The 22,968-nt window shown below is 35.7% G+C and carries 27 protein-coding genes and 2 pseudogenes; 10 read left to right on the forward strand and 19 right to left on the reverse strand.

From position 1 onward, the window contains the following. Positions 1-37: 37 nt before the first annotated feature. The 3 genes and pseudogenes from BKM32_RS10375 to BKM32_RS10385 form a co-directional block, all read right to left on the reverse strand. Positions 38-1,519 (reverse strand): S10 family peptidase, encoded by a 1,482-nt coding sequence (locus BKM32_RS10375; protein WP_076663739.1) that lies wholly within the window; start codon positions 1,517-1,519, stop codon positions 38-40. A 42-nt stretch (positions 1,520-1,561) separates the two neighbouring features. Then, positions 1,562-1,831: pseudogene (locus BKM32_RS10380) on the reverse strand (DUF2400 family protein); the annotation flags it as partial. Positions 1,832-1,855: 24 nt separating this feature from the next. Beyond that, on the reverse strand, positions 1,856-2,236 hold the full coding sequence (locus tag BKM32_RS10385) for a hypothetical protein (RefSeq protein WP_076663740.1): 381 nt from the start codon (positions 2,234-2,236) through the stop codon (positions 1,856-1,858). 236 nt (positions 2,237-2,472) lie between these two features. Between BKM32_RS10385 and BKM32_RS10390 the strand changes: the two genes are divergently transcribed. Continuing rightward, positions 2,473-3,237 (forward strand): TIGR02757 family protein, encoded by a 765-nt coding sequence (locus BKM32_RS10390; RefSeq protein ID WP_076663741.1) that lies wholly within the window; start codon positions 2,473-2,475, stop codon positions 3,235-3,237. 1 nt (position 3,238) lies between these two features. Here the strand turns inward: BKM32_RS10390 and BKM32_RS16485 are convergent, their stop codons facing one another. Further along, on the reverse strand, positions 3,239-3,385 hold the full coding sequence (locus BKM32_RS16485; protein WP_171971863.1) for a hypothetical protein: 147 nt from the start codon (positions 3,383-3,385) through the stop codon (positions 3,239-3,241). A gap of 12 nt (positions 3,386-3,397) precedes the next feature. Continuing rightward, a complete protein-coding gene (locus BKM32_RS10395; protein WP_076663742.1) occupies positions 3,398-3,997 on the reverse strand; it encodes a recombinase family protein in 600 nt (199 codons plus the stop codon). 211 nt (positions 3,998-4,208) lie between these two features. On the opposite strand from BKM32_RS10395, the gene BKM32_RS10400 reads away from it, so the two are divergent. Then, entirely contained in the window at positions 4,209-5,585 is a 1,377-nt protein-coding gene (locus tag BKM32_RS10400; protein ID WP_076663743.1) for a pentapeptide repeat-containing protein, read from the forward strand. Positions 5,586-5,614: 29 nt separating this feature from the next. Here BKM32_RS10400 and BKM32_RS16490 read toward each other — a convergent pair whose 3' ends face one another. The 3 genes from BKM32_RS16490 to BKM32_RS10410 all read right to left on the reverse strand — a co-directional run bounded on the left by BKM32_RS16490 (position 5,615) and on the right by BKM32_RS10410 (position 6,725). Next, positions 5,615-5,785, reverse strand: coding sequence for a hypothetical protein (locus tag BKM32_RS16490; RefSeq protein ID WP_171971864.1), 171 nt, complete (start codon positions 5,783-5,785; stop codon positions 5,615-5,617). 195 nt (positions 5,786-5,980) lie between these two features. Next, complete coding sequence (locus tag BKM32_RS10405; RefSeq protein WP_076663744.1) at positions 5,981-6,214, reverse strand: hypothetical protein; 234 nt, start codon at positions 6,212-6,214, stop codon at positions 5,981-5,983. 1 nt (position 6,215) lies between these two features. Then, on the reverse strand, positions 6,216-6,725 hold the full coding sequence (locus tag BKM32_RS10410) for a hypothetical protein (RefSeq protein WP_076663745.1): 510 nt from the start codon (positions 6,723-6,725) through the stop codon (positions 6,216-6,218). A 341-nt stretch (positions 6,726-7,066) separates the two neighbouring features. Between BKM32_RS10410 and BKM32_RS10415 the strand changes: the two genes are divergently transcribed. The 3 genes from BKM32_RS10415 (at position 7,067) to BKM32_RS10425 (ending at position 9,454) form a co-directional block, all read left to right on the forward strand. After that, positions 7,067-7,276, forward strand: a complete 210-nt coding sequence (locus tag BKM32_RS10415) for a hypothetical protein (protein ID WP_076663746.1) — start codon at positions 7,067-7,069, stop codon at positions 7,274-7,276. Positions 7,277-7,287: 11 nt separating this feature from the next. Beyond that, complete coding sequence (locus BKM32_RS10420; RefSeq protein WP_076663747.1) at positions 7,288-7,557, forward strand: hypothetical protein; 270 nt, start codon at positions 7,288-7,290, stop codon at positions 7,555-7,557. 127 nt (positions 7,558-7,684) lie between these two features. Then, the gene (locus BKM32_RS10425) at positions 7,685-9,454 is read left to right on the forward strand and encodes a recombinase family protein (protein WP_076663748.1); all 1,770 of its coding nucleotides are present in this window, start codon (positions 7,685-7,687) and stop codon (positions 9,452-9,454) included. A gap of 16 nt (positions 9,455-9,470) precedes the next feature. On the opposite strand, the pseudogene BKM32_RS10430 reads toward BKM32_RS10425, so the two are convergent. After that, positions 9,471-9,995 (reverse strand): annotated as a pseudogene (locus BKM32_RS10430) (DUF2400 domain-containing protein); the annotation flags it as partial. A gap of 123 nt (positions 9,996-10,118) precedes the next feature. Between BKM32_RS10430 and BKM32_RS10435 the strand changes: the two are divergent. Next, positions 10,119-10,736 carry a MarC family protein gene (locus BKM32_RS10435; protein WP_076663749.1) on the forward strand — a complete coding sequence of 206 codons (618 nt, stop codon included), beginning with the start codon at positions 10,119-10,121 and terminating at the stop codon, positions 10,734-10,736. A 1-nt stretch (position 10,737) separates the two neighbouring features. Here the strand turns inward: BKM32_RS10435 and BKM32_RS10440 are convergent, their stop codons facing one another. After that, complete coding sequence (locus tag BKM32_RS10440; RefSeq protein WP_076663993.1) at positions 10,738-11,400, reverse strand: ABC transporter ATP-binding protein; 663 nt, start codon at positions 11,398-11,400, stop codon at positions 10,738-10,740. Positions 11,401-11,589: 189 nt separating this feature from the next. Here BKM32_RS10440 and folE point away from each other — a divergent pair, with 189 nt between their 5' ends. Both folE and BKM32_RS10450 read left to right on the forward strand, forming a co-directional pair. Beyond that, the gene (folE, locus tag BKM32_RS10445) at positions 11,590-12,186 is read left to right on the forward strand and encodes a GTP cyclohydrolase I FolE (RefSeq protein WP_076663750.1); all 597 of its coding nucleotides are present in this window, start codon (positions 11,590-11,592) and stop codon (positions 12,184-12,186) included. 46 nt (positions 12,187-12,232) lie between these two features. Then, on the forward strand, positions 12,233-12,529 hold the full coding sequence (locus BKM32_RS10450; protein WP_076663751.1) for a hypothetical protein: 297 nt from the start codon (positions 12,233-12,235) through the stop codon (positions 12,527-12,529). Positions 12,530-12,580: 51 nt separating this feature from the next. On the opposite strand, the gene BKM32_RS16495 is transcribed toward BKM32_RS10450, so the two are convergent. The 9 genes from BKM32_RS16495 to BKM32_RS10495 all read right to left on the reverse strand — a co-directional run bounded on the left by BKM32_RS16495 (position 12,581) and on the right by BKM32_RS10495 (position 21,164). Further along, complete coding sequence (locus BKM32_RS16495) at positions 12,581-13,156, reverse strand: type 1 periplasmic binding fold superfamily protein (protein WP_076663752.1); 576 nt, start codon at positions 13,154-13,156, stop codon at positions 12,581-12,583. A 12-nt stretch (positions 13,157-13,168) separates the two neighbouring features. Next, positions 13,169-15,571, reverse strand: coding sequence for a TonB-dependent receptor (locus BKM32_RS10460; protein WP_076663994.1), 2,403 nt, complete (start codon positions 15,569-15,571; stop codon positions 13,169-13,171). A 101-nt stretch (positions 15,572-15,672) separates the two neighbouring features. Next, positions 15,673-16,008: a hypothetical protein gene (locus tag BKM32_RS10465; RefSeq protein ID WP_076663753.1), complete on the reverse strand. Its 336-nt coding sequence runs from the start codon at positions 16,006-16,008 to the stop codon at positions 15,673-15,675. A gap of 11 nt (positions 16,009-16,019) precedes the next feature. Then, the gene (locus BKM32_RS10470; RefSeq protein ID WP_076663754.1) at positions 16,020-16,514 is read right to left on the reverse strand and encodes a DUF6787 family protein; all 495 of its coding nucleotides are present in this window, start codon (positions 16,512-16,514) and stop codon (positions 16,020-16,022) included. Positions 16,515-16,542: 28 nt separating this feature from the next. Beyond that, the gene (locus BKM32_RS10475) at positions 16,543-16,974 is read right to left on the reverse strand and encodes a DUF6146 family protein (RefSeq protein ID WP_076663755.1); all 432 of its coding nucleotides are present in this window, start codon (positions 16,972-16,974) and stop codon (positions 16,543-16,545) included. Positions 16,975-17,085: 111 nt separating this feature from the next. Further along, a complete protein-coding gene (locus BKM32_RS10480) occupies positions 17,086-17,727 on the reverse strand; it encodes a DUF937 domain-containing protein (protein WP_076663756.1) in 642 nt (213 codons plus the stop codon). 97 nt (positions 17,728-17,824) lie between these two features. Then, a complete protein-coding gene (locus BKM32_RS10485; RefSeq protein WP_053977924.1) occupies positions 17,825-18,778 on the reverse strand; it encodes a D-2-hydroxyacid dehydrogenase in 954 nt (317 codons plus the stop codon). Positions 18,779-18,867: 89 nt separating this feature from the next. Continuing rightward, positions 18,868-19,929 (reverse strand): 3-phosphoserine/phosphohydroxythreonine transaminase, encoded by a 1,062-nt coding sequence (serC, locus tag BKM32_RS10490; RefSeq protein WP_076663757.1) that lies wholly within the window; start codon positions 19,927-19,929, stop codon positions 18,868-18,870. Between the two features lie 176 nt (positions 19,930-20,105). After that, the gene (locus BKM32_RS10495; protein WP_076663758.1) at positions 20,106-21,164 is read right to left on the reverse strand and encodes an acyl-CoA reductase; all 1,059 of its coding nucleotides are present in this window, start codon (positions 21,162-21,164) and stop codon (positions 20,106-20,108) included. Positions 21,165-21,244: 80 nt separating this feature from the next. Between BKM32_RS10495 and BKM32_RS10500 the strand changes: the two genes are divergently transcribed. Together BKM32_RS10500 and ychF are read left to right on the forward strand one after the other, a co-directional pair. Then, positions 21,245-21,598 (forward strand): 4Fe-4S dicluster domain-containing protein, encoded by a 354-nt coding sequence (locus tag BKM32_RS10500; protein ID WP_076663759.1) that lies wholly within the window; start codon positions 21,245-21,247, stop codon positions 21,596-21,598. 141 nt (positions 21,599-21,739) lie between these two features. Then, a complete protein-coding gene (gene ychF / locus BKM32_RS10505; RefSeq protein WP_053977920.1) occupies positions 21,740-22,834 on the forward strand; it encodes a redox-regulated ATPase YchF in 1,095 nt (364 codons plus the stop codon). Positions 22,835-22,968 lie beyond the last annotated feature (134 nt).

Raw genomic sequence — 22,968 nt, forward strand, 5'->3', positions numbered from 1 at the left:
TTTATTTCGGGCTCTTTTTTGTTTAAGCAAATGTTTCCTAGTATTTGGCGGCTTTTCCATTGGAAAGGGAAGCCTTTATAAAGGTTCTAAGATCTTCGTTGGCTGTTTTTAAGTCTTCCTGTCTTAAATACATCATATGTCCGCTTCTGTAGCCTTTAAAGCTGAAACGGTCTTTCATTTTGCCACTCGGATCAATTTGCCACATAGTGTACTTGGCATTGAAATATGTGGTTGCGCCATCATAATATCCAGATTGGAAAAATACTTTCAAATAAGGATTTTGGGCCATGGCCATTCTTAAGCCTTCGCGAGTGTTGTCGTTTTGGCGGTCCCAAGGATGTACATTGGCCAACATGTGATAAGGCACGTCTGTTTCAAATTTCAATTCATTTTTAATGTACATGTTGATTGGAGGTGTGAAGGAATGCAACCAAGAATCCAATTCAGGGTTATAGCTTGGGCTGTCAGCCGCATCGTCATAATCGATCCCTAAGTATCTGGAATCTAGTCTTCCGATTATCATGCCTTTATCTCTTAATAATTCTTTCCAAAAGAAGCTTGAAGGCACTCTTAAATTATTTTTTAGGATGATATCCTCGCTTAGCCCTGAATAACTGGCCAATTGTTTGGCAATAGCTGCTTTTTCCTCTGCAGAAACAAAACCTCCTCTTGAAATGGCAGGTAAATAAGTATTGATGGCAAAATTTTCAGCTTCAGGAAGGATGTCTTCAAGATCTTTGCTTTGCAAATGGGAAGGCAACATTTTGTGGTGCCATGCTGTTGCCGTGTAATAGGGTACATGAACCGCATCCGATATTGGGTTACCAGAGGTCAATACTTTATAATCGGCAGGAGAGACCATAATCACACCGTTTAAATACATGTTTTGGGCATTCTGTAATTCATGCGATAATCCCATCACACGTGTGCCGCCGTAGCTTTCGCCAACTATGTATTTAGGCGATTGCCAGCGGTTATGTCTGGTTACAAAGGTGTTCATCCAGGAGGCCAGATATTTGATATCAGCATTAATTCCGAAGAACAGGTTGTTGTCTGGCAGTTTTCCTTCTTTGTTAGCGATACTTCTAGAATACCCCGTGTTTACAGGGTCCACAAAGACAATATCAGCCACATCAATTATGGAATAAGGGTTATCCCTAACGCCGTATGGTTGCAAAGGGTAGCCTTCTTCGTCAATATTCAACATTTTTGGTCCGGTATAGGCAATGTGCATCCAAACTGAAGCAGAACCAGGTCCTCCATTAAACGAGAAAATAATCGGGCGGTTATCGTCCTTAATGTTTTTGCGTTTGTAGTAGGTAAAAGAAAGGGAGGCTACCAATTCTCCTTTGTCGTCCCAAACCGGCTGCATTCCAAAGGTGGCATCATAATCAATTTTTTGTCCTTTAACCTCAATAGAATGTGCTGTCGTGATTAACGTGTCTAAAGGAATTGTTCGGTTTTGTGAAAATCCGCTAAGTGCAGAGAGTAAGAATAGTGTTAGTAATTTGAGTTTCATTATGTAATGTTTAATAAATATGGTTAAAGATAGGTCTTCTTTTTAGAATTTTTCAAAAACCCCTAATCCAAATAATGCGTAGTCATATTTTACAGGATCTGTGGGATCCATGGAGCGCAATGCGGCGTCCAATTCAGCCAAAGCCTTACCATCATTTTGAGTTCTTTTTAGGATACCTAATTTTCTTGCCACGTTGCCCGAATGCACGTCTAATGGGCAGGAGAGTTGAGTGGGGGATAAGGATTTCCAGATGCCAAAATCTACGCCAGCATTGTCATTTCTAACCATCCAACGTAAATACATATTAAATTGTATAATTAATGCTGTATAAATTATTTAATGTTCAAAAAATAACTCCATGATTTTTTCCATTGACGAATATGCCCGATTTTCTTGTTCAGGAGACCAAAAAGGGTTGTATTTACCATAATCTTGAGTATCCTGATGAATTGCATTGTATATGTCTTGTTTCCAACCTAAAAATTCGATTAATAAAGCCTCATCATTTTTCAATTTTTCATTAGTTTTCTCCTTATAGAAAATATCACTTAATTCGAATACCCTATCATAAACCTTCCGCTTGTTATGGGGAAAGTCTTTCATGAGTAATTTTAATACCTCTTCAAGTTCTTCTTTGTTTTTCGGTGTATGATAAGTTTTTTGTTGTTGTTCCAAATAAACCTCATATAGACTTTTAGTTGATTTATTTCTGTACATACAATTTGTAATTTATGGATTGATTATTCTAAATTACAATTAAACATTTAAAAAATAATTATGTTTTAGTGTTAAGAGTTAGCCGTTACATCCTACGCTTCTTCATTCGAGTCCAAGTATTTGGGTTCAAAATCCAAAGTACAATGAAATAAACTACATGAAAACACTTCATACACTATTAGTTTCAAGGAAATTACTGGAGTCTTTCTATGGGATAGAATATATATCTTTGCGTCATGAAATTAGACGATTTAAAAGGCTTTCTGGACGAGAAGGTTAATGATTACAACAATCCAGATTTTATTGAGTCAGACCCTATACAAATACCTCATCGCTATCAGTTAAAGGAAGATATTGAGATTGCTTCTTTTTTAACTGCATCCATTGCATGGGGCAATAGAAAAATGATAATCAAAAACGCTGATAGAATGATGGAGTTAATGGGGAACTCACCCTATGACTTTGTTCTTAATCATTCTGAAGAAAATTTAGAAGGACTTGAATCTTTTGTACATCGAACCTTTAATGCTACTGACTTAACCTATTTCGTCAAAGCTCTTAAAAACATCTATATCAATCATGGCGGAATGGAAACAGTGTTCATGAAAAATATTTCTAAGAATAGTATGCAGCCTTCTATCCATGACTTTAAAAAAGTATTCTTCTCAATAGAACACGAACCGAGAACTCAAAAGCATGTAGGTGACCCAAATAAAGGCTCGGCGTGTAAAAGGATTAATATGATGCTGAGGTGGCTAGTGCGTAACGATAATGCTGGTGTAGATTTCGGTATTTGGAAAACTATACCAACTTCAATATTATCATGTCCACTAGATGTGCATTCTGGTAATGTTGCTCGAAAATTAGGTTTGTTAACCCGAAAACAAAACGATGCAAAAGCTTTAGCTGAGTTAGATGAAAACCTTCGTATATTGGACCCCAATGACCCTGTAAAGTATGACTTTGCTTTATTTGGTTTGGGTGTATTTGAAGGTTTTTAAGTTAATATCGACTCATTTGCTGAACCCAGTGCTTTACTCGATATTGATTTTCAATAATCTTTTTGGCGGCTGATGGACTACTGGCAGAAGTTGAAACATCTATTGCAGTTCCAACACCCTCGATTCTAATTTTTCCCTTATACGTCATCCTAAAAAAAATTTAGTTTTGTTCTTTCAATACTTTATTTACTCGTTGGGCAACACCAAGACTTACCCCGCCTAGGGCTGCCGCTCGTCTCAACGATTCACCATTCTTGAGTTCGTTGGCTACCTTCTTGTATTTGCTCAAAAATTCTTCTGTAGTCATTCGGGAACCATATAGACGGCCCTTGTATACACCTTTGGCTTTGGCTACCTCTATGCCTTGACGTTGTCTTTCTAACATATTATTTCGCTCCATCTCACTCACATTTCCCAATACTGACACAATCATCTTGAAGATTGGATTCTGTTTGCCATCTACCATGGAATACATTCCAATATTCTCTACATAAAGATTCACATTACTATTGGTGAAAAATTCACATACGGTTAGGATATCTAAAATGTTTCTTCCAATGCGGTCAATTGATAAAACATGAACTTCATTAATCTTTCCTTGGTTGATTCTCTCAATCAACTTTTTCCCTTGTGGTCGTTCAAAGAATGAAATGACTCCACTTATCTTATCCACGTAAACTTTATCGAATTCAGATTCGTTTTTTTTTTGTCTTGCTGTGTTTTGCTCCTGAGTTGAAACTCTAATGTATTTGACTTTCATGATTCCTTTATTATAATTCAAATATAGTGTATTAATTTAGGGTGGCAAAATAATACATCTAAAAACCAGGTATTTAGCTTGAATTAGTGTATTCAATAAAGGCATGCCCATAATTTGAACATCATTTACAATAAACCAATTTGAAATCAGCATTTAATGTAAAGTAATTACTACATTTGAATAAGGGTCGAATTATTATAATTTATTGCATATGAAAAAGCGAGGAGATTTAGTTCTTTTAATTGGCATAGTATTTATCATTCTTATAATTATCCTTACTTCATATTACATTCACCCTTGGTCTGATTATTTTTTTGGAGGGGTAAAAGACAGTAACGCAAAAGGGGAATATTTAAAAACAATGCTTCAAGTATGTGGAGGTGTTATTGTCGTTCTTGGAGCATACCATTCTTTGAAAATTGTTGACTCCATGAACGACAATAACAAACTTGTTGAAAAAGGTAACATTGCCGAAAGGTTCAAAGATGCTATAGAAATGTTAGACAATTCCAATTCCAATATTTGTTTGGGAGGAATTTACGCTCTAGATAATATAGCCAAAGACAATGAAGAATATACAGAACAAGTTTTTAATATTTTTATAGCATATATTAATACAAAAACCAACGATTTGTCATCTTGGACAGAAATTGCAATACCAGAAAAATTTCAAGTATCTCCAACAATTGAAATTCAAACTATAGTAAAAATACTTTTTTCAAAGGATAAAACTCTATACAGAAATTTTTCTGGTGATTTTAAAAATGCTAAACTTTATGGAGGTGACTTTAATGATTTAAATTTTTCAAACTGCTCTTTTACTGATGTAGAATTTCAAAATTCTTCCTTTAAAAAAACTTGGTTTACTAAAAATAAAATTGTTAGAACAAATTTCACTTATTCTACTATGACCAACACCCACTTTACTAGCTCAAGAATCCATGATTCCTTTTTTGAATGCTGCGGTTTTACGGCTACTCATTTTACAGCTAGTAGAGTTTTTGGTACTAGTTTTATGTTTTCTATGTTTGGGCTAGTAGATTTCCAAGCTGCTTTACTAGGGCGTTGTGCGTTCGATGGAGTAAGAATTGACGCAAGTCCTTTTGACGACTTTTCTTTTAATGCTGCCAATATGAATGGAATAAGTATTAAAGGTATGAGAATATTTGGTGGGATAACCGCCAGAGGAGCCAAATTTGATGTTGGTACACCTGCATCTACTTTCCAATCTTACGTAAAATCTTATATTGGAACTAAATTAGATTTTAAAGCTAAAAATTTAATTGAGAACTTTCCCAAAGAAGATTATCAAAGACTTGAATATTTACTTGAAGACCCTTTACCTGAAAGTAAAAGATTTAACCATACATTAAGGTCATTTAAGAGTGATATCAATATAACCCCTACAGGATGGATTTTTGCCGATTCAGGAGTATTTACTGAAGATGATTGCTCCCGAATTATAAAGAAATACGATAAAACACTTAAAAAACATGGAATAAAAGAGGAAAGTACAAATAAAAAAATTTGGAAAAGAGATATAAGGAGAAAATACAATAAACTCAAAAAGAAGATATTTCCAGAATAAGTTCTAATTCACTTTGCAGACTTAGCTTATCATTCTCTATTTGTAATCTTCTTTATCTGGTCATGAGTTTTCTCCATGTCAAGTCTCATTTGTAATACTTTCAAATCCTGAAGAAGTGCATTCTTTTTATTCTGGTCATCCTCAATATTGATTTGCTCCAATTTGTAGTTTATTTTGGTTCTTATTTCGTCTTGATTCATAATTTAAATACGGGTTCGACCGCTCTATTTGGTTATCCTGATTTTAGCTCTAAAATCAATTATTATTGAAAGAACCTTAACAGCGTTAACGTGCCGTTAAGGTCTAAAAAAGTAAAAAAAAAATCTTCCCAGGAAATTTTTAGGTCCATATGCCTTTTTGGAAAGCGTCATATAATCAACTGTAAGCCGAGATACTCAGGACGATAAAAAAGCAGGAATCCCTGTTGATTTATAGATTTCCTTTCTCCACCAATTCTCTTCAATCAGAATGCCTTCTTTTGGAAGTTCAATCCTTTCACCTCTCAAAAGCGCCCCCAATTTGCCTTTAATTTCTAATTTGCAAAATGTGGTATAATCTAAAAACGGAAAGCTTTCTTTATAATCATTGAAGTGTTTTCCTATCGTATATCTTGATGTAAAATTTCCCATTTTAATTTCTCTTTAAAGTTGTTATTGAATGACCATCTTTGGTCATATATCCCTTCCATCTTGTTAAGTCAAATATCTTTGATTCATGATAGCTTAAATTAGCAAACAACAATTTCAATGTTTGAAATAGTTCTCGCTTCTTTGTTGTTGCTACGTAGCTATGAACATGTGGCTTGTTATTGGACTTTTTCATTTCAATGGTGTAATGAAGTTCTAAATTGACATCATCAATTCGGTCAAATACACTTTTTAAAATAGTTTTAATCTCACTGGGTGTGTAACCACTATAAGTTTGAAAGCTTAGTGCAAAGTATTTTTGTTTACTCTTTCTCTTTCTCTTAAATTTTGATTTCAACAAGTGATGTACTTCCCATTTATTGTGCTTATCCTTTCTAATCAAATCATTACTTTTTGATTGAGACAATTCTTTAATTATTGTCCTGACGTGTCTGGTTGTCATCCCACTTTCTTTGCTCAATTGAGCTACATTTAAATACTCTTTGTTTGCCATATCTGTAGTTTTAGGGCATACCAAATGTTCTAGGCATATACAGTAATATCCTCTCATTTGGTTTATTATTTACTAATAAATAGTTTTCGGAACGGTAAAACCTGGAATTAAATATTAGATATATTCACTATACCGTTTTTTAGTAAAAAGTAAAGTGAATATTTCTAAAATCTATTTGAAAGTGAATGTTAGATAGATATAATTGAGAAGGCAAAGGGAACAACTCATTAAATGAAGAAATGAAGTACAATAATAAGTAACTTTGTTTCTTATATTTAAAGTCTAGAGACGAAATCATATATTTGGTTTTGAACTTATAAAAAATTAAAGAATAACTAAATATGGAAGAATTTGAAGAATCTACAAAGTATGGGGAAATATTGGAATGGGTTTTTGATGAAATCGCTAGAATTGACAGACAAGATATGATAGGTAAAAGTGAAATTGGTATGTTGATTGATAAATTGTACGAGGAATTAAACTTTAGTAATCCTTCGGATTTAAAGTTTTATGAAACAGATGAAAATGAACATGATGACCTACCTTTTTAAAGAGTTTTAAAATGAGAGATAAAGAGAAATTAGTTTTTATTTTAGGGTATTTAACCGCTTTAAATAAAGAAGATAAAATAGATAAAGAACGATTATTGGGTCTGAAGAAAATAGTTGATGATATTAGATTAGTCGAGGAGAAATCGATAGAAAGACTAATTAACGAGGATATTGCTAGACAAGAATACGAAAAAAAGAAATGGAATGATAATTTCTTTAATAATGATGACCTTTACAATGAGGGACTTGATATGGACCAACAGCATCCTGATTTTTATTAGATATAATTCTTGATTTTTAAATAAGCTCTCTCTTACTTTTCATATTGCGGCACAATATAATGCCATCTTAATTATACTTTTTAAATATTTATTAGATTTGTATGTTTGAATCAAAACACAATCTAATATGGTTGGTATTTACTGTAGGATATCGGGTGATAAAATAGATGGAAAAGACACCTCTATTGAGACGCAAGAAATGCAAGGTATTGCTTTTGCTGCTTCAATGGGAATGGATTACAAAATATACATTGACAGAGGTATATCCGGGAAAGCTGAAATTGAATCAAGAATTAAGTTTCGAGAGTTTCTAAAAGATATTAAAGATGGTAGAATCACTCACATCTATGCAATAAACCAATCTCGTATAGAAAGAAACCCTGATACATGGAGGATTTTTGTATCTACTGTTTTACTTGCTGAAGCAAAATGGTATCCAAATGGCTCATATTTCGATTTAGACAATACAACCAACAGACTTATGGCAAATATGATGTCCGTCATGAATGAATTTCATTCGGATAACACTTCTGATAATGTGAAGTTAGCTTTTGAGTCAAACGCAAAAAAAGGGAAAGGACACGGTATAAGAGCTTATGGAATTAAGTATGATGACGATGGTTTCATGGTAAAAGATGAAGCTGAAATTGAGGTTGTTAAAGATATATTTGAATGGTCATTATCTGGGATGGGAGCTTATACCATAGCCAATAAACTTAACTTGGATGAGGTACCAACAAGATTTGAAAAGCTAGGCAAATCGACCACCACCAAAGAGCAAAATACAGGTAAATTAATTAAACACAGCAATAAAAAATGGTGGGGTTCCACGGTCCATGGTATCTTAACGAAAAAATTATATTGTGGTGTTCATGTATGGAATGGTGAAGAAATAGAATTACCAGACTTGGCAATAATTTCAAAAGAAGAGTTTTATAAGGTTCAGGAAAATCTCAAAAAAAATAAGAAAGAATCCATTGGGAAGAATATAACATATAACTATTTATTAAACGGTTTGATGTACTGCCTGGATTGTGGACATATGTATAAGGGAGTTATTAAGAGAAAATCGAGAGATAACAGTTATAAATGTTCTGGCAAAATGGCTCCAATTCATGAATGCAAATATTCCAGAGGCATTAACATTCCTCGATTTGAAACATTTATATTGAAACACCTTTTTGAATCCAAGAGTCTTCAGGAACACTTAAATAAGTTTGATGAAGACAAAGATTTACTGGATATTCTTCAAGCTGAAAAGAATGCCGTTAACAAAAAGTTATCAGATGCCGTTAAATCAGAAACACGGTCCTTTAATCTTTTATTAGATGGAGACTTTGCTGATGATGAACGCTTAAAGGCAAAATATAAAACTGATAAAGAAAAAGTTATCAAACTAAAAAAACTATTAGCTCAGGCTGAAGAGAAGATTGCTTTACAAAAGAATAACTACAGGTTAGGTATTGTGAATAATGTGATGAATGGTTTTGATTTCAATGGAGGATTTGAAGCTTCTTTAAAGGCTGTAAATACTATAATCGAACGAATTGATATAAGATACCAGAAACTTGAAAAGAATGGAGTATTTAGCTTTGTTATAAAGTATAAAGGGTTCAATGAAACTTCTATTTGGACCACAAACCAGCAGATGACTGAATTTACTTTAAACGGCTATTATAAAGCATCAAACGAACCTATTTCAAGACCTGAAGTTATTGTTCCTACAGAGTTTACGGATTATATATCTCACAGTTCTAGCAGAGAGTTCCTTAATTCACTAATTGACAAATACAGAAGTAAAGACTTTCCTGAAGATTTTGAAAACACCACGAATTTGAAGTTTGGTGTTTTAGATTCAATAGTCATTAATAAAGAGGAGTTGGTGGTGTTTAATTAACTGCCAGTTTAATGGTACGATTAAACATGTTAATGCGTTTGGCTGCCGAATTTTTCAAGGGGTCACTGATGTGTTTTTTGGTGCGCGGCAGATGCTCAATTTCAAAAAAGACATTTTTAAATTGATGGATGGCATTTTGCATACTTGTTGGAGAAGCGTGTTTATGAAACAGATTTTCCAATCCTTCGTGCTTTTGGTAAATATGTTGTAAAGCCTTGATAAACGTGATAAGATCTATGCCATTGAAAGTTCGGTGGACAAAGGAATTTAATGGTTCCAAATCTTGCTCTTGGTGATTCATTACAAAATCATAAGGTGCATTTTCCAAGAACGCCATAATTTTTTTAGCATTATTGATAATGCTTTTTCTATTGCCCCAAGCAATGGTTGCTGTCAGAAACCCTGCTATTTCAATGTCTTCTTTTAAGGAAAAACTATGGGGAATTTGAATTGGGTCGCTTTCAATGAACTTAGGATTGTTATAAAGGATGGTCTTTTCATTGAGGAACTCTGTAAGTTCTTGAGGAGTAAGCTGCTGCATTTTATTTGTTTGTTTTGAACTTTTTTGTGGATTGAAACATTATTTTGCTGTCGCAATATTAATACATTTGCAAGTGTTTTGATAGCTGATTAAAAAAGCTATCTTTATACACATATTGAATATATGAATACACTTTTACCTTTTATATTAACTGTTTTTACGGGCTTTTTTGCAATTATGAATCCCATTGCAAATGTACCAATATTTTCATCTTTGGTACAGGATGCGGATGAAGCTACCAAAAAGAAAATCAGTAAAAATGCAACCATTATCGCCTTTCTTATTGTGGTGGTGTTTGTGGTATTGGGTAAGTTTATTTTTGAATTGTTCGGCATTACCATTCCAGCCTTTAAGATTACAGGGGGTATTTTGATATTTTTTGTTGGGTTTGAAATGCTTCAGTCCAAAAAATCTAGCGTGAAGCACTTAAAGGAAAATGCGGTAATCGATGAGAATATTGCGGTGTCTCCTTTGGCCATCCCAATTCTTTCAGGGCCAGGAACTATTGTAACAGCCATGAACTTCGTGTCTAAAGGCGATTTAACCGAAATAGCCATTGTAATTGTGGTGTTTGGAGTGATCTGTTATCTAACCTACCTAGCCTTTAACATTAGCGACTTTATTGTTAGAAAATTGGGTAATAACGTTATTACAGTAATTAGTAAAATAATGGGATTAATCATTGCCATTATCGGTACAAGCATGATCATTCAAGGGATTAAAGTAGCGTTTGAAATTTAGATTATCCCACAATATTTCCATCCACCATCGTTAATTTTCTGTCCGCCATATTGGCCAAGTCTTCGTTGTGGGTTACAATGACAAAAGTTTGCCCAAATTCGTCACGAAGCCTAAAGAACAATTTGTGAAGGTTTTCGGCAGATTCACTGTCTAAATTTCCTGAAGGTTCATCTGCAAAAATCAAGTCTGGGTTGTTTACTAAAGCTCTGGCTACGGCTACACGTTGTTGCTCGCCGCCGGAAAGTTCACTTGGTTTGTGATTGTAACGTTCTCTCAGTCCTAGAAAATCCAATAATTCTTTAGCGCGTTTTTCAGCCTGTGATTTAGGGGTGTTTTTAATAAAAGCAGGAAGACACACATTTTCCAAAGCAGTAAATTCAGGAAGCAATTGATGAAACTGAAAAATAAAACCGATATGCTCATTTCTGAATTTAGCCAAAGCTTTATCATTCAGCTTTAAAATATCCGTGCCATTAATCAGTAAGCTATTGGTATCTTTTTGTGACGCCTTGTCCAAAGTTCCCAAAATCTGTAGTAACGTTGTTTTTCCGGCGCCTGAAGCACCTACAATGGATACAATCTCGCTTTTGGAAATTGAGAGGTCTACACCCTTTAAAACATGTAAGTTATTGTAATATTTATGGATGTTTTTCGCCTCTATCATATTGTTGTTAATCATAGGGTGAAAATACTATTTTAAGGTGTGATGCACAATTAGAAATTCATATAAAAAGGAGGGGAGCTGATGTATTATAAAAACAGAGGCGTTTAAATGAGTGAAAGCTATTGTGGTTGAATGGTTTAACTCGGTAAATTTGTTTATTTTTAAGGAAGTAAACTTATTATTAACATCATGCCTTACGAAAAATTTGAAGAGTACAACATCCAAATTACCGATGATATTAAAGCTCGGTATAATGGAATTATTGAAGAATTGGGGGAGGATGTTACAAGGGATGGCCTATTGAAAACACCTGAACGCGCAGCAAAGGCCATTTTGTATCTAACTCAAGGATACTCTCAAGATGCCGCGGAAATTTTGAAAGGTGCCATGTTTAAGGAATCCTATAATGAAATGGTTATTGTTAAGGATATTGAATTGTATTCCTTATGCGAACATCATATTTTACCGTTTTTTGGGAAGGCGCATGTAGCTTATATTCCAAATGGCTATATCGTCGGGCTGAGTAAAATTCCTAGGATTGTGGATGTGTTTTCGAGAAGACTTCAGGTGCAAGAGCGCCTAACAGAGCAAATATTGGACTGTATTAACGATACTCTAAAACCTCAAGGGGTGGCTGTGGTTATTGAAGCGTCCCATATGTGTATGATGATGCGTGGGGTGCAAAAGCAAAATTCGGTGACAACTACTTCTGGATTTCGGGGGCAGTTTGAAAAAATAGAAACCCGGAATGAGTTTTTGAAGCTTATAAGTGAAAAATTGTCATAGTTTTCTTTTGGTATACTTCTTGCTTTCAGAAGATTAAAATTTTAAAATGAAATATAAAAGTAATAGACCCTATGGTAAGTTGGCTCTTAGTGTGCTTTTGGATGCTATGGGATATGTAAGTTTTGCCATTCCTGGTATTGGTGAATTTTCAGATATCATTTGGGCGCCAGTTTCTGCCTGGATCATGACCAAAATGTATAAAGGCCAAAAAGGGAAGATAGCTGCGGGCATTTCATTTGTAGAAGAAGCATTGCCCGGTTTGGACGTCATTCCAACTTTCACCATTATGTGGCTGTATACCTATGTTTTTAGTAAGAAGAAAGAATCCATTATCGAAGTTTAATAAATGAAAAGAGCGGCTCATTGGCCGCTCTTTTTTCAAACTATATGATATTTATTCAACTGAAATGTTGAATGAAGTTTGGATATCTGTTTCTCCGCCAGCATTTGTAATGTCTCCTTCGTTAACACCTGAAGCATCCTTGTTTGGCTCGTGCCTTAAGGTAATGGTTAATATACCGTCTAAAGTAGTTGAAGTTTCAACTGTTTGGAATGTAAATTCTACTCCAATAGGATTTCCGTCTGCATCGGAATCATTATAAGAAAACGTTCCTAAATCATTGGAGGTAGTATAGAATATTTGGTGTTCATCACCTTCTTCTTGTACTTCTTCCGTGATGTCTTCCGCAGGCGATTCCAATTCATTCAAAAATTCAACAGAGCCATTGTAAGTGGTATTGCTAGCAAATGCTCCTGAAACAGTTACTACAGGTGCATCTGGGCCATCGCCATCCAAATCTTGGGTTTGTAATGTCACGGTAGTGCCGCCTCCAACTGGTACAAATGTAGCGGTTAGGGTAGTGATCACTTCCTCTTCGTTTACTGGAGCAGGAGTATCATCATCACTAGAACAAGAGGTTACAAAAGGAGCAACAAATAATAATGGTAGAAATTTTAAAATAGTTTTCATAATTTTTTTGATTTAATAATTAAACTTTAATTGAACAGTTATATTCCTTCCAGTATCATCAGCAAAATACCTTAGTCTGTTCAAATATTCCCTGTAAGAGGTGTCAAATATATTTTCTACAGCAGCCATCACATTTAATGACATTTTATTCGAAATGTCGAATGTGGCATCTGCAGAAAGGTTAAATAAATTGTAAGCGGCAGGCGGTGTACTGATATCAACCAACACGTAACTATCGCTAGTGGCGATGTAAGTTTCAAAGTTGTAGTCTGGATACCTGTTTTGTTTGGCAACAAACTCATGATTTAAAGCAATGTTTAAATCTTTCCAATTGGCTTTTGAATACGAAAGGGTATTGCTCAACCTAAATGAAGGCATATCAATTACCGGTAAATCATTTTCGGTATCCTGCCCATAGACATAGGAAGATTTATTGTTGAAATTCCAATTATTGGACAACAGTACATCAAAACTAGCATCAATACCCGTGAGGATAGCATTGGTTTGAAAATACTCCCATACAGGAAAAGTACCGCGTATTGTGGCTTCTGTTCCCGTAGGTTTGATGTAGATGAAATCATTAATGTGATTAAAGTACGTTTCGAGGTTCATTACAATTCTCTTGGTATTTAACCTGTAACTTAATCCCAATCTATTGGATAATTCTTTATTGATTCTTAAATCTCCCAACTCAATCCTAGCTGCCGAGTGGTGCAAACCGTCGCTAAACAATTCCGATGGGTTTGGTGGGCGTGACGAAAGGCTATAGTTAAACGATACCTCATTTTTTTGGTTAAGGTTATATAACAAGCCAGTAGATAATGAGATGTTATGAAATGAAAACTTTGGATTTGTTAAAAGTTGCGTTCCCAAATCATCTATGATAATATCACTGAAATCTTCATCGTAACCGCGCTCTTCCCATCTACTTGTTTTGTAGTACTTTTTAGAGTCAATATGGTTGTAGTCATATCTAATGCCTAAGTCACCAGATAGTTTGTCGTTAAAATACGATTTTATGATACCATAGACTCCAAAGTCAAGCTTTTGGTAATCAGGAATAAGTCGCCTAACCCCTGTGTCTGGATTGGCAAAGTTGTCCTGAAACCTTCCTGAAACACCAAAATCCATGATGTATCCTTCTAAGTTGTCAACCTTGGTATCTACCCTTAAACTGTGGGTTTGAAGGTTTAGGTCTACAGCAGGTTTGTTCTTATCGCTACCAACCCTTTTGTCGTATTCAAAACGTTGGTTGTTTTGATAATCGTACTGAAAATTTACTTTTCCAAAAGATTTAAAGCGTTTAAATCCTGTCGCTTTCACCAGGGTATGGTTGACATCTTGTTTTGGAGCCTTGATCCTATAACTGAAATGCTCATTTACCAAAGGTTCTCGGTTGTTTATGGCATTGACCAGATCCTCGGTATTACCAATGTGAGAGGCGCTTAGAATGCCTATTTCATTATCGATATGGCTTAGATATACTTCAAATCCTTTCTCAAAACTTTTAAAACCGCCCTGCAAACTTGCCGAGAAACTTTTAGAACCTGTGTTGTTCAAGTAGTAATCTGGTGCTTTTAGGTCGCCATTTTGCTTGTATCCCAAAACGCCATTTGCGTACCAGCCAGACTCAAAGGTTTTATGGAGTGAAGAACTGATGTTGTACCCCAATCCATTGCTTTGAAACCCAGTGATAGTTTTACCAAAAAGGGAATCTACCGAATGGGGATGCTTAGGTTCTAAAATCACAACACCACCAATGGCATCGCCTCCGTAGGCCAAGGTGCCAGCTCCCTTAATCACCGAAATATTATCAGCTGCGTTGACATCAATATTGGGAGCGTGTTCAATGCCCCAATCTTGGTCTTCCATTCTAACGTTGTTATTTACTACAAGAACGCGGCTACTGTGAAGCCCATTGATAACAGGTTTTACTATTTTGCTACCTGTAGTAATTGAGGTCACGCCGCTAACTTGTTTAATGACATCGCCTAAACTTGCCGAGCTATAATCGTCAATTACATCTGTTTTAATGATGGTTTCTTGGGCTGCCGTGGTTTTCTTTTTGGCTTCAGCGCCTTTTACGACAATGGTTTCCAATTCTTCAACATGATGTTCCAGATAGATGATTCTTTCTAGGTTTTCTGTCAAATTAATCTCAATGGTTTTTGTTTCGCATGATAAATGGGAAAAGGTGACCTTGAGAGGGCCTTTGCATAGATTTTTCAGAATAAATTTTCCATCCAAATCGGTTGTTGTGTAAATATCTAGGGATTCAACATGTACCGTTGCATCTATAATAGGCTCACCATTGTGGAAATCCACAATTTTACCTGAAAAGATAATATTACAATTTTGACCATTAACCAATAGCCCTAAAAGGGTAGTGATGGCAGTGATAAAGAGGTGTTTCATATTCTTTTTCATGACTAACCACACATTATGTATTTATATAATGTGTTACTTATAACGTTTGCTAAGTAGTAAGTCCAGACTTTGGGTAAAGTTTGGTATTGTTAGGCTAGTTCAGGAGGGCCACGTAACGAAAAAGATAATTGCTGATGATTGTATTTAAAGTTGTATAACCCAACTGTGGTTTCCTTTGCAGGAACAATTTTTGGAATTACAAAATCGAAGCTTGTAAGAACAAAAGTGTTGTTTATTTTGAACTGATAAAAGCTACAGTCTTGGTCTAAACTGTGAAGATGTGCTTGGCTTTCTCCATTACAAACTTCGTGGTGGTGATGGGTAAAAACGTGAGTTAACTTGGTGATGTAAGGAAGCAACAAGGCAACCACTAAAATAGCAGTAGCTAGCTTAAAAACGATATGTTGTTGCTTTTTGCGTTGCATTTGTTAAAACTCTAGTCTACAAACTTTCCCAGTCCAAATCTACGAAGCATTTTCTTTTCGAATTCCCAAAAGAATTGAAATTGTCCTAGCAACCAACCAAAGGTTACTAAAAGGATTTGATAGAAAATGAGGCCAATGATAATGAATAATACCCAATACAGCGCAGGATTTAAGTTTTCTTTAGTAATTCCTGCCCATGCAATCAAGGGTCTTCCCACAAAAACAGAAGAAGATCCCGTTATGGCAAACACAATAAAAATACGGATCATTTCCCATTTATATGTCACTACCCATTTATGCTCCAATTTTTTGAAAATCCACAACGTAAGTTTTATGAGTGCATAAAAAATCACTAAAGTTACAGGGGTAATATAGAGTAGTGTAGGGCTTTCAAAAAAAAGGTTTGCTAATTTATAACTGCTGTAGAGCAGGGCTATAACTCCGAAAAGGGGAAATATCAATTGCCAATTGCGCTGTATTTCCCATTTTGTTTTGAATTTTTCCATAGACAAAAATAATCTGCGCAAATATACTTTAAATTCTAGGAATAAAGCCTGTTAATTGTTGCCGGTAAGTCAATTGAAAGTAAATGAAATAATTGTAGAGTTTATAGTTTACTTCATAGCCATAATCAATATTGGAATCATAGTTTATTTGCATGCCATATAAATTGGGATCGTAAACTTGTGGTTGTAGCACTCTTTGGTTCCAGGCAACCACGTATTGGTAGTTTCTACTTTCCAAAAACTCTTGGGAATAGTAGCCTTCAGGCCTTGCCATGCTTCTTAGCCATGTGCTGAAGCCAGGATCAAAAATGATGATTTCATATTCCAATTCGTCATTGGCAATCCTAACGGTGTCGGTTTCCGATATTTTTGCGTCGTCAGTAGTGCTGGCCACTTTTTGAGTACTGTGGCAGCTATAGAACAGAATAACAAATAATATGGCTGAAACGAAGGTTCTCATGGCTTGAATTTCTATTAAAGATACGAAAAATGCCTGTAATTACCTTACAAATCCTTTGCAGTAAAAAGGCCAAGAGATTATCTTGGCCTTTAGAATTTAAAAGAAAGGTGGTTAGGTGTTTCCTTTCAGAATGTCTCCAAGCATTCCACCTAAGCCTCCCTTTGTTTTGTTGTTTCCTAAAACCATACCGGCAATGTCGTCTATAGCGCTGCCATCTCCATCGGCATCTAAAATGGAGGTTAAGAAATCCTGTTGTCTATGTGCTGAACTTCCACCCAGCAAGCCTCCAAGCATGTCTGTAAGGTCTGAGGAGCCCGAAACATTGCTTTGTCTGGATTGTTTCGCTAAATACCCCATAAGGATAGGAGCGGCAACCTTTAGGATATTGGCTATGGTACTGGTATCAATTCCCGATTGGTGCCCTAATACATTGGTGACATTTTGTTGTTTGTTACCTAATACATGGCCCAGTATTTTTTCGCCATCTGCTAGAACATTTTGGTCCACACCGCCCTTAAACAATCCTTCCAAATCATCTAAAAGTCCTGTGTCATGATGGTTATTTAAAGCATTTAAAAGTCCTTCGGCGCCTTGTGGTGATTGTGCGTTGTTTTTCATGGCCTGAGTCATTAAGGGTAGTGCCATGGTGAGAATGTCCTGTGTTTTGTCATGCGGTTGATTGGTTTGTTGGGACACTCCGTTAATGATGGATTTGCCTAAATCCGTATTGAATAAATCTAAAATTCCGTCCATTGTAATGTGCTTTTGATTGAGACTATAATGTACGAAAAAAAGCCTGTAAAAAATTGATTAACAGGCTTTTGTTAGTAAGTTTTAGATTTGTAAAACCTTATCCTCTAAGGAGTTGTATTATTTGGGAAGCCAATTCGGTTCCAATTCTATCTTGAGCTTCATTGGTCGCTGCTCCAGTATGAGGCGTTAGCGATAGGGAAGGGTTCATAAGTAATTGAATTTCCGGTTTTGGTTCGTTTTCAAAAACGTCTAGAGCGGCTCTTGCAACTTTTCCGGTACCAATGGCTTCTACAAGGGCAACCTCGTCGATAACGCCACCACGAGCAGCATTTACCAAAATCACGCCGTCCTTCATTTCGTCAAATTCCTTTTTACCAATCACATACTCTTTTTGAGCCGGGACGTGTAGGGTAATAAAGTCTGATTGCTTTAAAACGTCATCTTTTGAAATGGTATTGATTTCAAAATTCAATTTTTGACCATCAAAGAAATCTAATTCCAAGTTTACGGTTTCCATAAATGGATCGTAGGCAACCACTTTCATTCCTAAGCCAATAGCAACTTTAGCGGTAGCTTGCCCGATTCTGCCAAATCCTAGAATTCCGATAGTTTTACCTTTTAATTCAATTCCTTTGGAATAGCTTTTCTTCAAATCCTTGAAACGCGTATCTCCATCAAGTGGCATATCACGATTGGAATTGTGTAAAAAACGCGCCAAACCTAACAAATGGGCGAATACCAATTCTGCCACGGAGTGAGAGGAAGCAGCAGGTGTATTGATTACGTGGATATCTTTACTGCGAGCATAGTCTACATCGATATTATCCATACCAACACCGCCACGACCAATGATTTTTATACTTGGGCAGGCATCTATGATATCCTGTCTTACTTTTGTGGCGCTTCTAACCAATAATACATCTACCTCATTTTCATTGATGTAATTGATCAATTGTTCTTGTGCAACGGTAGTGGTGCTTACCTCGAAACCGGCCTTTTCCAAGGCTTCAATTCCACTTTTAGAAATTCCGTCGTTAGCTAATACTTTCATGTTCTTATTTTAAAATATTAAAGCTTATGTTTTACAGTTGCAACCTATGTTGGTTGCTTCAAATTATATCTTGATTTATTGGTGAAAATTTAAGCTTTGCGCTCAAGTTCACTCATTACTTCAACAAGGGTCGCAACACTCTCCAAGGAAAGTGCGTTGTACATAGAGGCTCTGTAGCCGCCTACGCTTCGGTGACCATTAAGTCCGTTAATGCCTGCGTCCTTCACCATGGTGTCAAAAGTTTCCTTTAAATCTTCATTTGTAAGGTTAAAGGTGGCGTTCATGATAGAACGGTCACTGCTGCTGGCGAAACCTTTGAACAATGGGTTTAAATCTATTTCAGAATAAATAAGCTGTGCTTTTTTCTCGTTTATCTTTTCAATTTCTGAAATGCCTCCAAGATTTTTAAGCCATTCCAATGTCAACATAGATGTGTATACCGCAAATACAGGAGGCGTATTGTACATACTGCTTTTGTCGATATGTTGCTTGTAGTCCATCATGGAAGGAATTTTACGGGATACTTTCCCTAAAATATCTTCCTTAACCACTACCAAAGTGGTTCCTGCAGGCCCCATGTTTTTTTGTGCACCGGCATAAATTAAATCGAATTTGCTAAAATCCAATGTGCGAGAGAAAATATCACTACTCATGTCACAAACCATCGGTATTGGACAGTCTGGAAATTCCTTTATCTGTGTTCCGAAAATGGTATTGTTTGATGTGCAATGGAAATAATCGTAATCTGTCGGGATATCGTATCCTTTCGGGATATAATTATAATTGGCATCTTTAGAAGACGCTACTTCATAGATGTCATCGTAAATTTTAGCCTCTTTGATAGCTTTGTCCGCCCAAGTTCCCGTGTTAAGGTAACCGGCACGCTTTTCAAGTAAATTTAAAGCCACCATTAAAAACTGTGTACTGGCACCACCTTGCAAAAACAATGCTTTGTAACCTTTGCCTTCAAGACCTAGAAGCTCCAGTGCTAAAGCTCTGGCATTCTCCATGACATCAACAAAGGCTTTGCTACGGTGGGATATTTCAATAAGTGACAGGCCGTTATCAAAATCCAATAGCGCTTCAGATGCTTTTTGGATTACTTCACGCGGCAATACGCATGGCCCTGCACTAAAATTGTGTCTTTTCATTTTTGAATATAATTATAATTGTGTTTGTTAGAATGTATGATCGACAATGTAGTTTTAATTAAGTTGTTTGATAGATTTTTGTCCTAAAAACAGTTTTATTGATTAATTTGTTTGTGTTGACCGCAAAGTTGATAAATTATATTAAAAAAGGCGTTAATAAATTAATAATTTATCAGCTAAATCGTTAGCAAAAATTCAATAGTATCTACGTTATCGGCATAATCCCAAAGTTGCGGGTTTTGAGTTTGTCCGAAAGGGATTTCATTGCTGGTAACATTTTTAGAAACAACACATTGAAGGTCTTCTTTGTCGTTTTCCAATTTGTTTTTTAAGTCTTCAATGGAATCATAATATTCGTAAAAAACTGTCGCTATTGGTGAGCCGTAATTTGTGTCTTCTTTGATCATCAAAAAGCCGTTTTCCAAAATGTCAAATTCACTCATTAAATAAACCGCTTTGTTATAATCGTAGTTGTTGGCGTATTTAGCTTCATTAATGATAGGATTCCAATCATACATGGCTTGAAAGAATTGATTGAAATCATAGTCTTTAGGAATAAATATTTTGGAAACATTTCTACAGCCCAATCCGTAATATCTGAAAATGTCGTTAGATAATTCTTTGAGTTCTTCTTCGGTTTCGTTTCCTGTGAGAACCGCTACGGAATTGCGGTTTTTTCTAATAATGGATGGTTTGCCCTTGAAGTAGTATTCAAAATAGCGCGCTGTGTTGTCACTTCCGGTGGCAATTACGGCATCAAAATTCTCTAGTTTTTCTTCCGTAAAACTTATTTTTCCTTTGAAACCAGGTTCAACGAATTCTAAATATTTGGCCAAAAAGGGAAGTAGCTGCTTATCGTTACTTGACTGCTTTACCATAACATCGTGACCAGAAATAAGCACTGAAACAAAGTCATGAAATCCTACCAAAGGAATGTTTCCAGCCATAATAATGGCTACTTTTTTAGGGGATTCATTGTTAAAGTGATACTTTAAGAGCCACTTTTCAATGTTGTTTTTTGTCAACGAGTTAGACCATCCATTAAGTGCGTAAACAATATTTTCTTTTGTGAACCAGCCATTGTGTTCATTGGCCAAATTAATTTGATGTTTAAAGCCGTCAAAGAATAGGTCGTTATGAGGAATATGTTCCTTTTTTATAAAATTATCTTGTGCAAACTGACTTAAAAAATCACCTAATTTTACGAATGCATCAATTCTTTGTGGTAAATTCATTCTGTGTTTGGTTATGAATGGTTTTGGCTTTATTTTTGTACAAAGTTAGAAAATTTAAACGCTGAAATAGAAAAAATGCTATGGCAATAATTATAACAGATGAATGCATAAATTGTGGAGCCTGTGAACCGGAATGCCCTAATACAGCTATATATGAAGGTGCTGACGACTGGAGATATAATGATGGAACCAGTTTGAGTGGGGATGTTATTTTACCAGATGGTAAATCGGTGAATGCTGATGAGGCACAGGAACCATTAAGTGATGAAATATATTATATAGTTCCTGATAAATGTACCGAGTGCAAAGGATTTCATGAAGAACCTCAATGTGCTGCGGTATGTCCGGTGGATTGTTGCGTTCCAGATGACGACCATGTGGAAACGGAAGAAGAATTGTTAGGAAAACAACGCTTTATGCACCCTGAAGATTAATTCAGAGGCAATTTTCACAACACATCATTAAATCCTGAGTAAACACTCAGGATTTTTTGTTTAAAACATCGCATAAATAGTTAACTTTGCCACCGCATTTCCACGGTGGTGGAACATAACGTAATGAACTAATACTAAAATATGAAAGCAGGAATTGTAGGATTGCCTAATGTGGGTAAATCAACCTTATTCAATTGTTTGTCCAATGCTAAGGCGCAAAGTGCAAACTTTCCATTTTGTACCATAGAACCTAATGTTGGGGTGGTAAACGTACCAGATCCTAGATTGCAAAAATTGGAGGAATTAGTAAAGCCTGAGCGCGTATTGCCAGCAACGGTTGAGATTGTGGATATTGCAGGTTTGGTAAAAGGAGCTAGTAAAGGTGAAGGATTAGGGAATCAATTCTTGGCAAATATTCGTGAAACTGACGCTATTCTTCATGTTTTGCGTTGTTTTGAGAACGACAACATTGTGCACGTAGATGGTAATGTAAACCCGATTAGAGATAAAGAAACCATCGATATGGAGTTGCAGTTGAAAGACTTGGAGACCGTTGATAAAAAGCTGGAAAAAGTTAAGCGAGCTGCTAAAACCGGGAACAAAGAAGCTCAAAAAGAGGAAGCTGTTCTGTTGACTATCAAAAATGGTTTAGAAGCAGGTATTTCTGTAAGAGCTTTGGAGTTTAGCGAGGATGATTACAATGATTTTGTAAAGCCTTCCCAATTCATTACAGACAAGCCAGTAATGTACGTTTGTAATGTAGATGAAGGATCTGCAGTATCTGGAAATGAGTATGTAGAGCAAGTTCGCGAAGCTGTTAAGGATGAAAATGCTGAAGTTTTGGTGTTGGCAGTTGCTACAGAAGCAGATATTAATGAATTAGACGATTATGAAGAGCGTCAAATGTTTTTACAGGATGTTGGCTTGGAGGAGCCAGGGTCTTCAAAATTGATCCGTTCGGCTTACAAATTATTAAACCAACAAACCTATTTCACTGCAGGTGTGAAGGAAGTAAGAGCTTGGACCGTGGATATAGGAGCGACAGCACCTCAAGCAGCAGGAGTAATCCATACCGATTTTGAAAAAGGTTTCATTAGAGCTGAAGTAATCGGTTATGAAGATTATGTGAACTTCGGTAGTGAAGCTAAAGTGAAAGAAGCTGGAAAAATGCGTGTGGAAGGAAAGAATTATATTGTGAAGGATGGGGACGTTATGCATTTCTTGTTTAACGTATAAAACTACTTTTCTTACAAATCTAAAAGCCAATATCCTATGGGATGTTGGCTTTTTTATGTGTAATTTGTATCCGTTTATTTCGGATTTTTGTGCCGAAATATTATATTAGCATCTAACTCAAAAAAATAATTGCA

It is taken from the genome of Mangrovimonas sp. DI 80 (assembly GCF_001975575.1).
Taxonomy (GTDB): domain Bacteria; phylum Bacteroidota; class Bacteroidia; order Flavobacteriales; family Flavobacteriaceae; genus Mangrovimonas_A; species Mangrovimonas_A xylaniphaga.

What these genes read in the sequence shown, in the direction of transcription:
- folE (WP_076663750.1), top strand. Translation starts at nt 11,590, where the DNA reads ATGCCTTACGAAAAATTTGAAGAGTACAACATCCAAATTACCGATGAT.
- BKM32_RS10465 (WP_076663753.1), bottom strand. Translation starts at nt 16,008, where the DNA reads ATGCAACGCAAAAAGCAACAACATATCGTTTTTAAGCTAGCTACTGCT.
- BKM32_RS10375 (WP_076663739.1), bottom strand. Translation starts at nt 1,519, where the DNA reads ATGAAACTCAAATTACTAACACTATTCTTACTCTCTGCACTTAGCGGA.
- BKM32_RS10400 (WP_076663743.1), top strand. Translation starts at nt 4,209, where the DNA reads ATGAAAAAGCGAGGAGATTTAGTTCTTTTAATTGGCATAGTATTTATC.
- BKM32_RS16485 (WP_171971863.1), bottom strand. Translation starts at nt 3,385, where the DNA reads ATGACGTATAAGGGAAAAATTAGAATCGAGGGTGTTGGAACTGCAATA.
- BKM32_RS10420 (WP_076663747.1), top strand. Translation starts at nt 7,288, where the DNA reads ATGAGAGATAAAGAGAAATTAGTTTTTATTTTAGGGTATTTAACCGCT.
- BKM32_RS10470 (WP_076663754.1), bottom strand. Translation starts at nt 16,514, where the DNA reads ATGGAAAAATTCAAAACAAAATGGGAAATACAGCGCAATTGGCAATTG.
- BKM32_RS10415 (WP_076663746.1), top strand. Translation starts at nt 7,067, where the DNA reads ATGGAAGAATTTGAAGAATCTACAAAGTATGGGGAAATATTGGAATGG.
- BKM32_RS10405 (WP_076663744.1), bottom strand. Translation starts at nt 6,214, where the DNA reads ATGGGAAATTTTACATCAAGATATACGATAGGAAAACACTTCAATGAT.
- BKM32_RS10435 (WP_076663749.1), top strand. Translation starts at nt 10,119, where the DNA reads ATGAATACACTTTTACCTTTTATATTAACTGTTTTTACGGGCTTTTTT.
- BKM32_RS10425 (WP_076663748.1), top strand. Translation starts at nt 7,685, where the DNA reads ATGGTTGGTATTTACTGTAGGATATCGGGTGATAAAATAGATGGAAAA.
- BKM32_RS10385 (WP_076663740.1), bottom strand. Translation starts at nt 2,236, where the DNA reads ATGTACAGAAATAAATCAACTAAAAGTCTATATGAGGTTTATTTGGAA.
- BKM32_RS10390 (WP_076663741.1), top strand. Translation starts at nt 2,473, where the DNA reads ATGAAATTAGACGATTTAAAAGGCTTTCTGGACGAGAAGGTTAATGAT.
- BKM32_RS16490 (WP_171971864.1), bottom strand. Translation starts at nt 5,785, where the DNA reads ATGAATCAAGACGAAATAAGAACCAAAATAAACTACAAATTGGAGCAA.
- BKM32_RS10460 (WP_076663994.1), bottom strand. Translation starts at nt 15,571, where the DNA reads ATGAAACACCTCTTTATCACTGCCATCACTACCCTTTTAGGGCTATTG.
- BKM32_RS10480 (WP_076663756.1), bottom strand. Translation starts at nt 17,727, where the DNA reads ATGGACGGAATTTTAGATTTATTCAATACGGATTTAGGCAAATCCATC.
- BKM32_RS10450 (WP_076663751.1), top strand. Translation starts at nt 12,233, where the DNA reads ATGAAATATAAAAGTAATAGACCCTATGGTAAGTTGGCTCTTAGTGTG.
- BKM32_RS16495 (WP_076663752.1), bottom strand. Translation starts at nt 13,156, where the DNA reads ATGAAAACTATTTTAAAATTTCTACCATTATTATTTGTTGCTCCTTTT.
- BKM32_RS10410 (WP_076663745.1), bottom strand. Translation starts at nt 6,725, where the DNA reads ATGGCAAACAAAGAGTATTTAAATGTAGCTCAATTGAGCAAAGAAAGT.
- BKM32_RS10395 (WP_076663742.1), bottom strand. Translation starts at nt 3,997, where the DNA reads ATGAAAGTCAAATACATTAGAGTTTCAACTCAGGAGCAAAACACAGCA.
- BKM32_RS10475 (WP_076663755.1), bottom strand. Translation starts at nt 16,974, where the DNA reads ATGAGAACCTTCGTTTCAGCCATATTATTTGTTATTCTGTTCTATAGC.
- serC (WP_076663757.1), bottom strand. Translation starts at nt 19,929, where the DNA reads ATGAAAAGACACAATTTTAGTGCAGGGCCATGCGTATTGCCGCGTGAA.
- BKM32_RS10495 (WP_076663758.1), bottom strand. Translation starts at nt 21,164, where the DNA reads ATGAATTTACCACAAAGAATTGATGCATTCGTAAAATTAGGTGATTTT.
- BKM32_RS10440 (WP_076663993.1), bottom strand. Translation starts at nt 11,400, where the DNA reads ATGATAGAGGCGAAAAACATCCATAAATATTACAATAACTTACATGTT.
- BKM32_RS10485 (WP_053977924.1), bottom strand. Translation starts at nt 18,778, where the DNA reads ATGAAAGTATTAGCTAACGACGGAATTTCTAAAAGTGGAATTGAAGCC.
- BKM32_RS10500 (WP_076663759.1), top strand. Translation starts at nt 21,245, where the DNA reads ATGGCAATAATTATAACAGATGAATGCATAAATTGTGGAGCCTGTGAA.
- ychF (WP_053977920.1), top strand. Translation starts at nt 21,740, where the DNA reads ATGAAAGCAGGAATTGTAGGATTGCCTAATGTGGGTAAATCAACCTTA.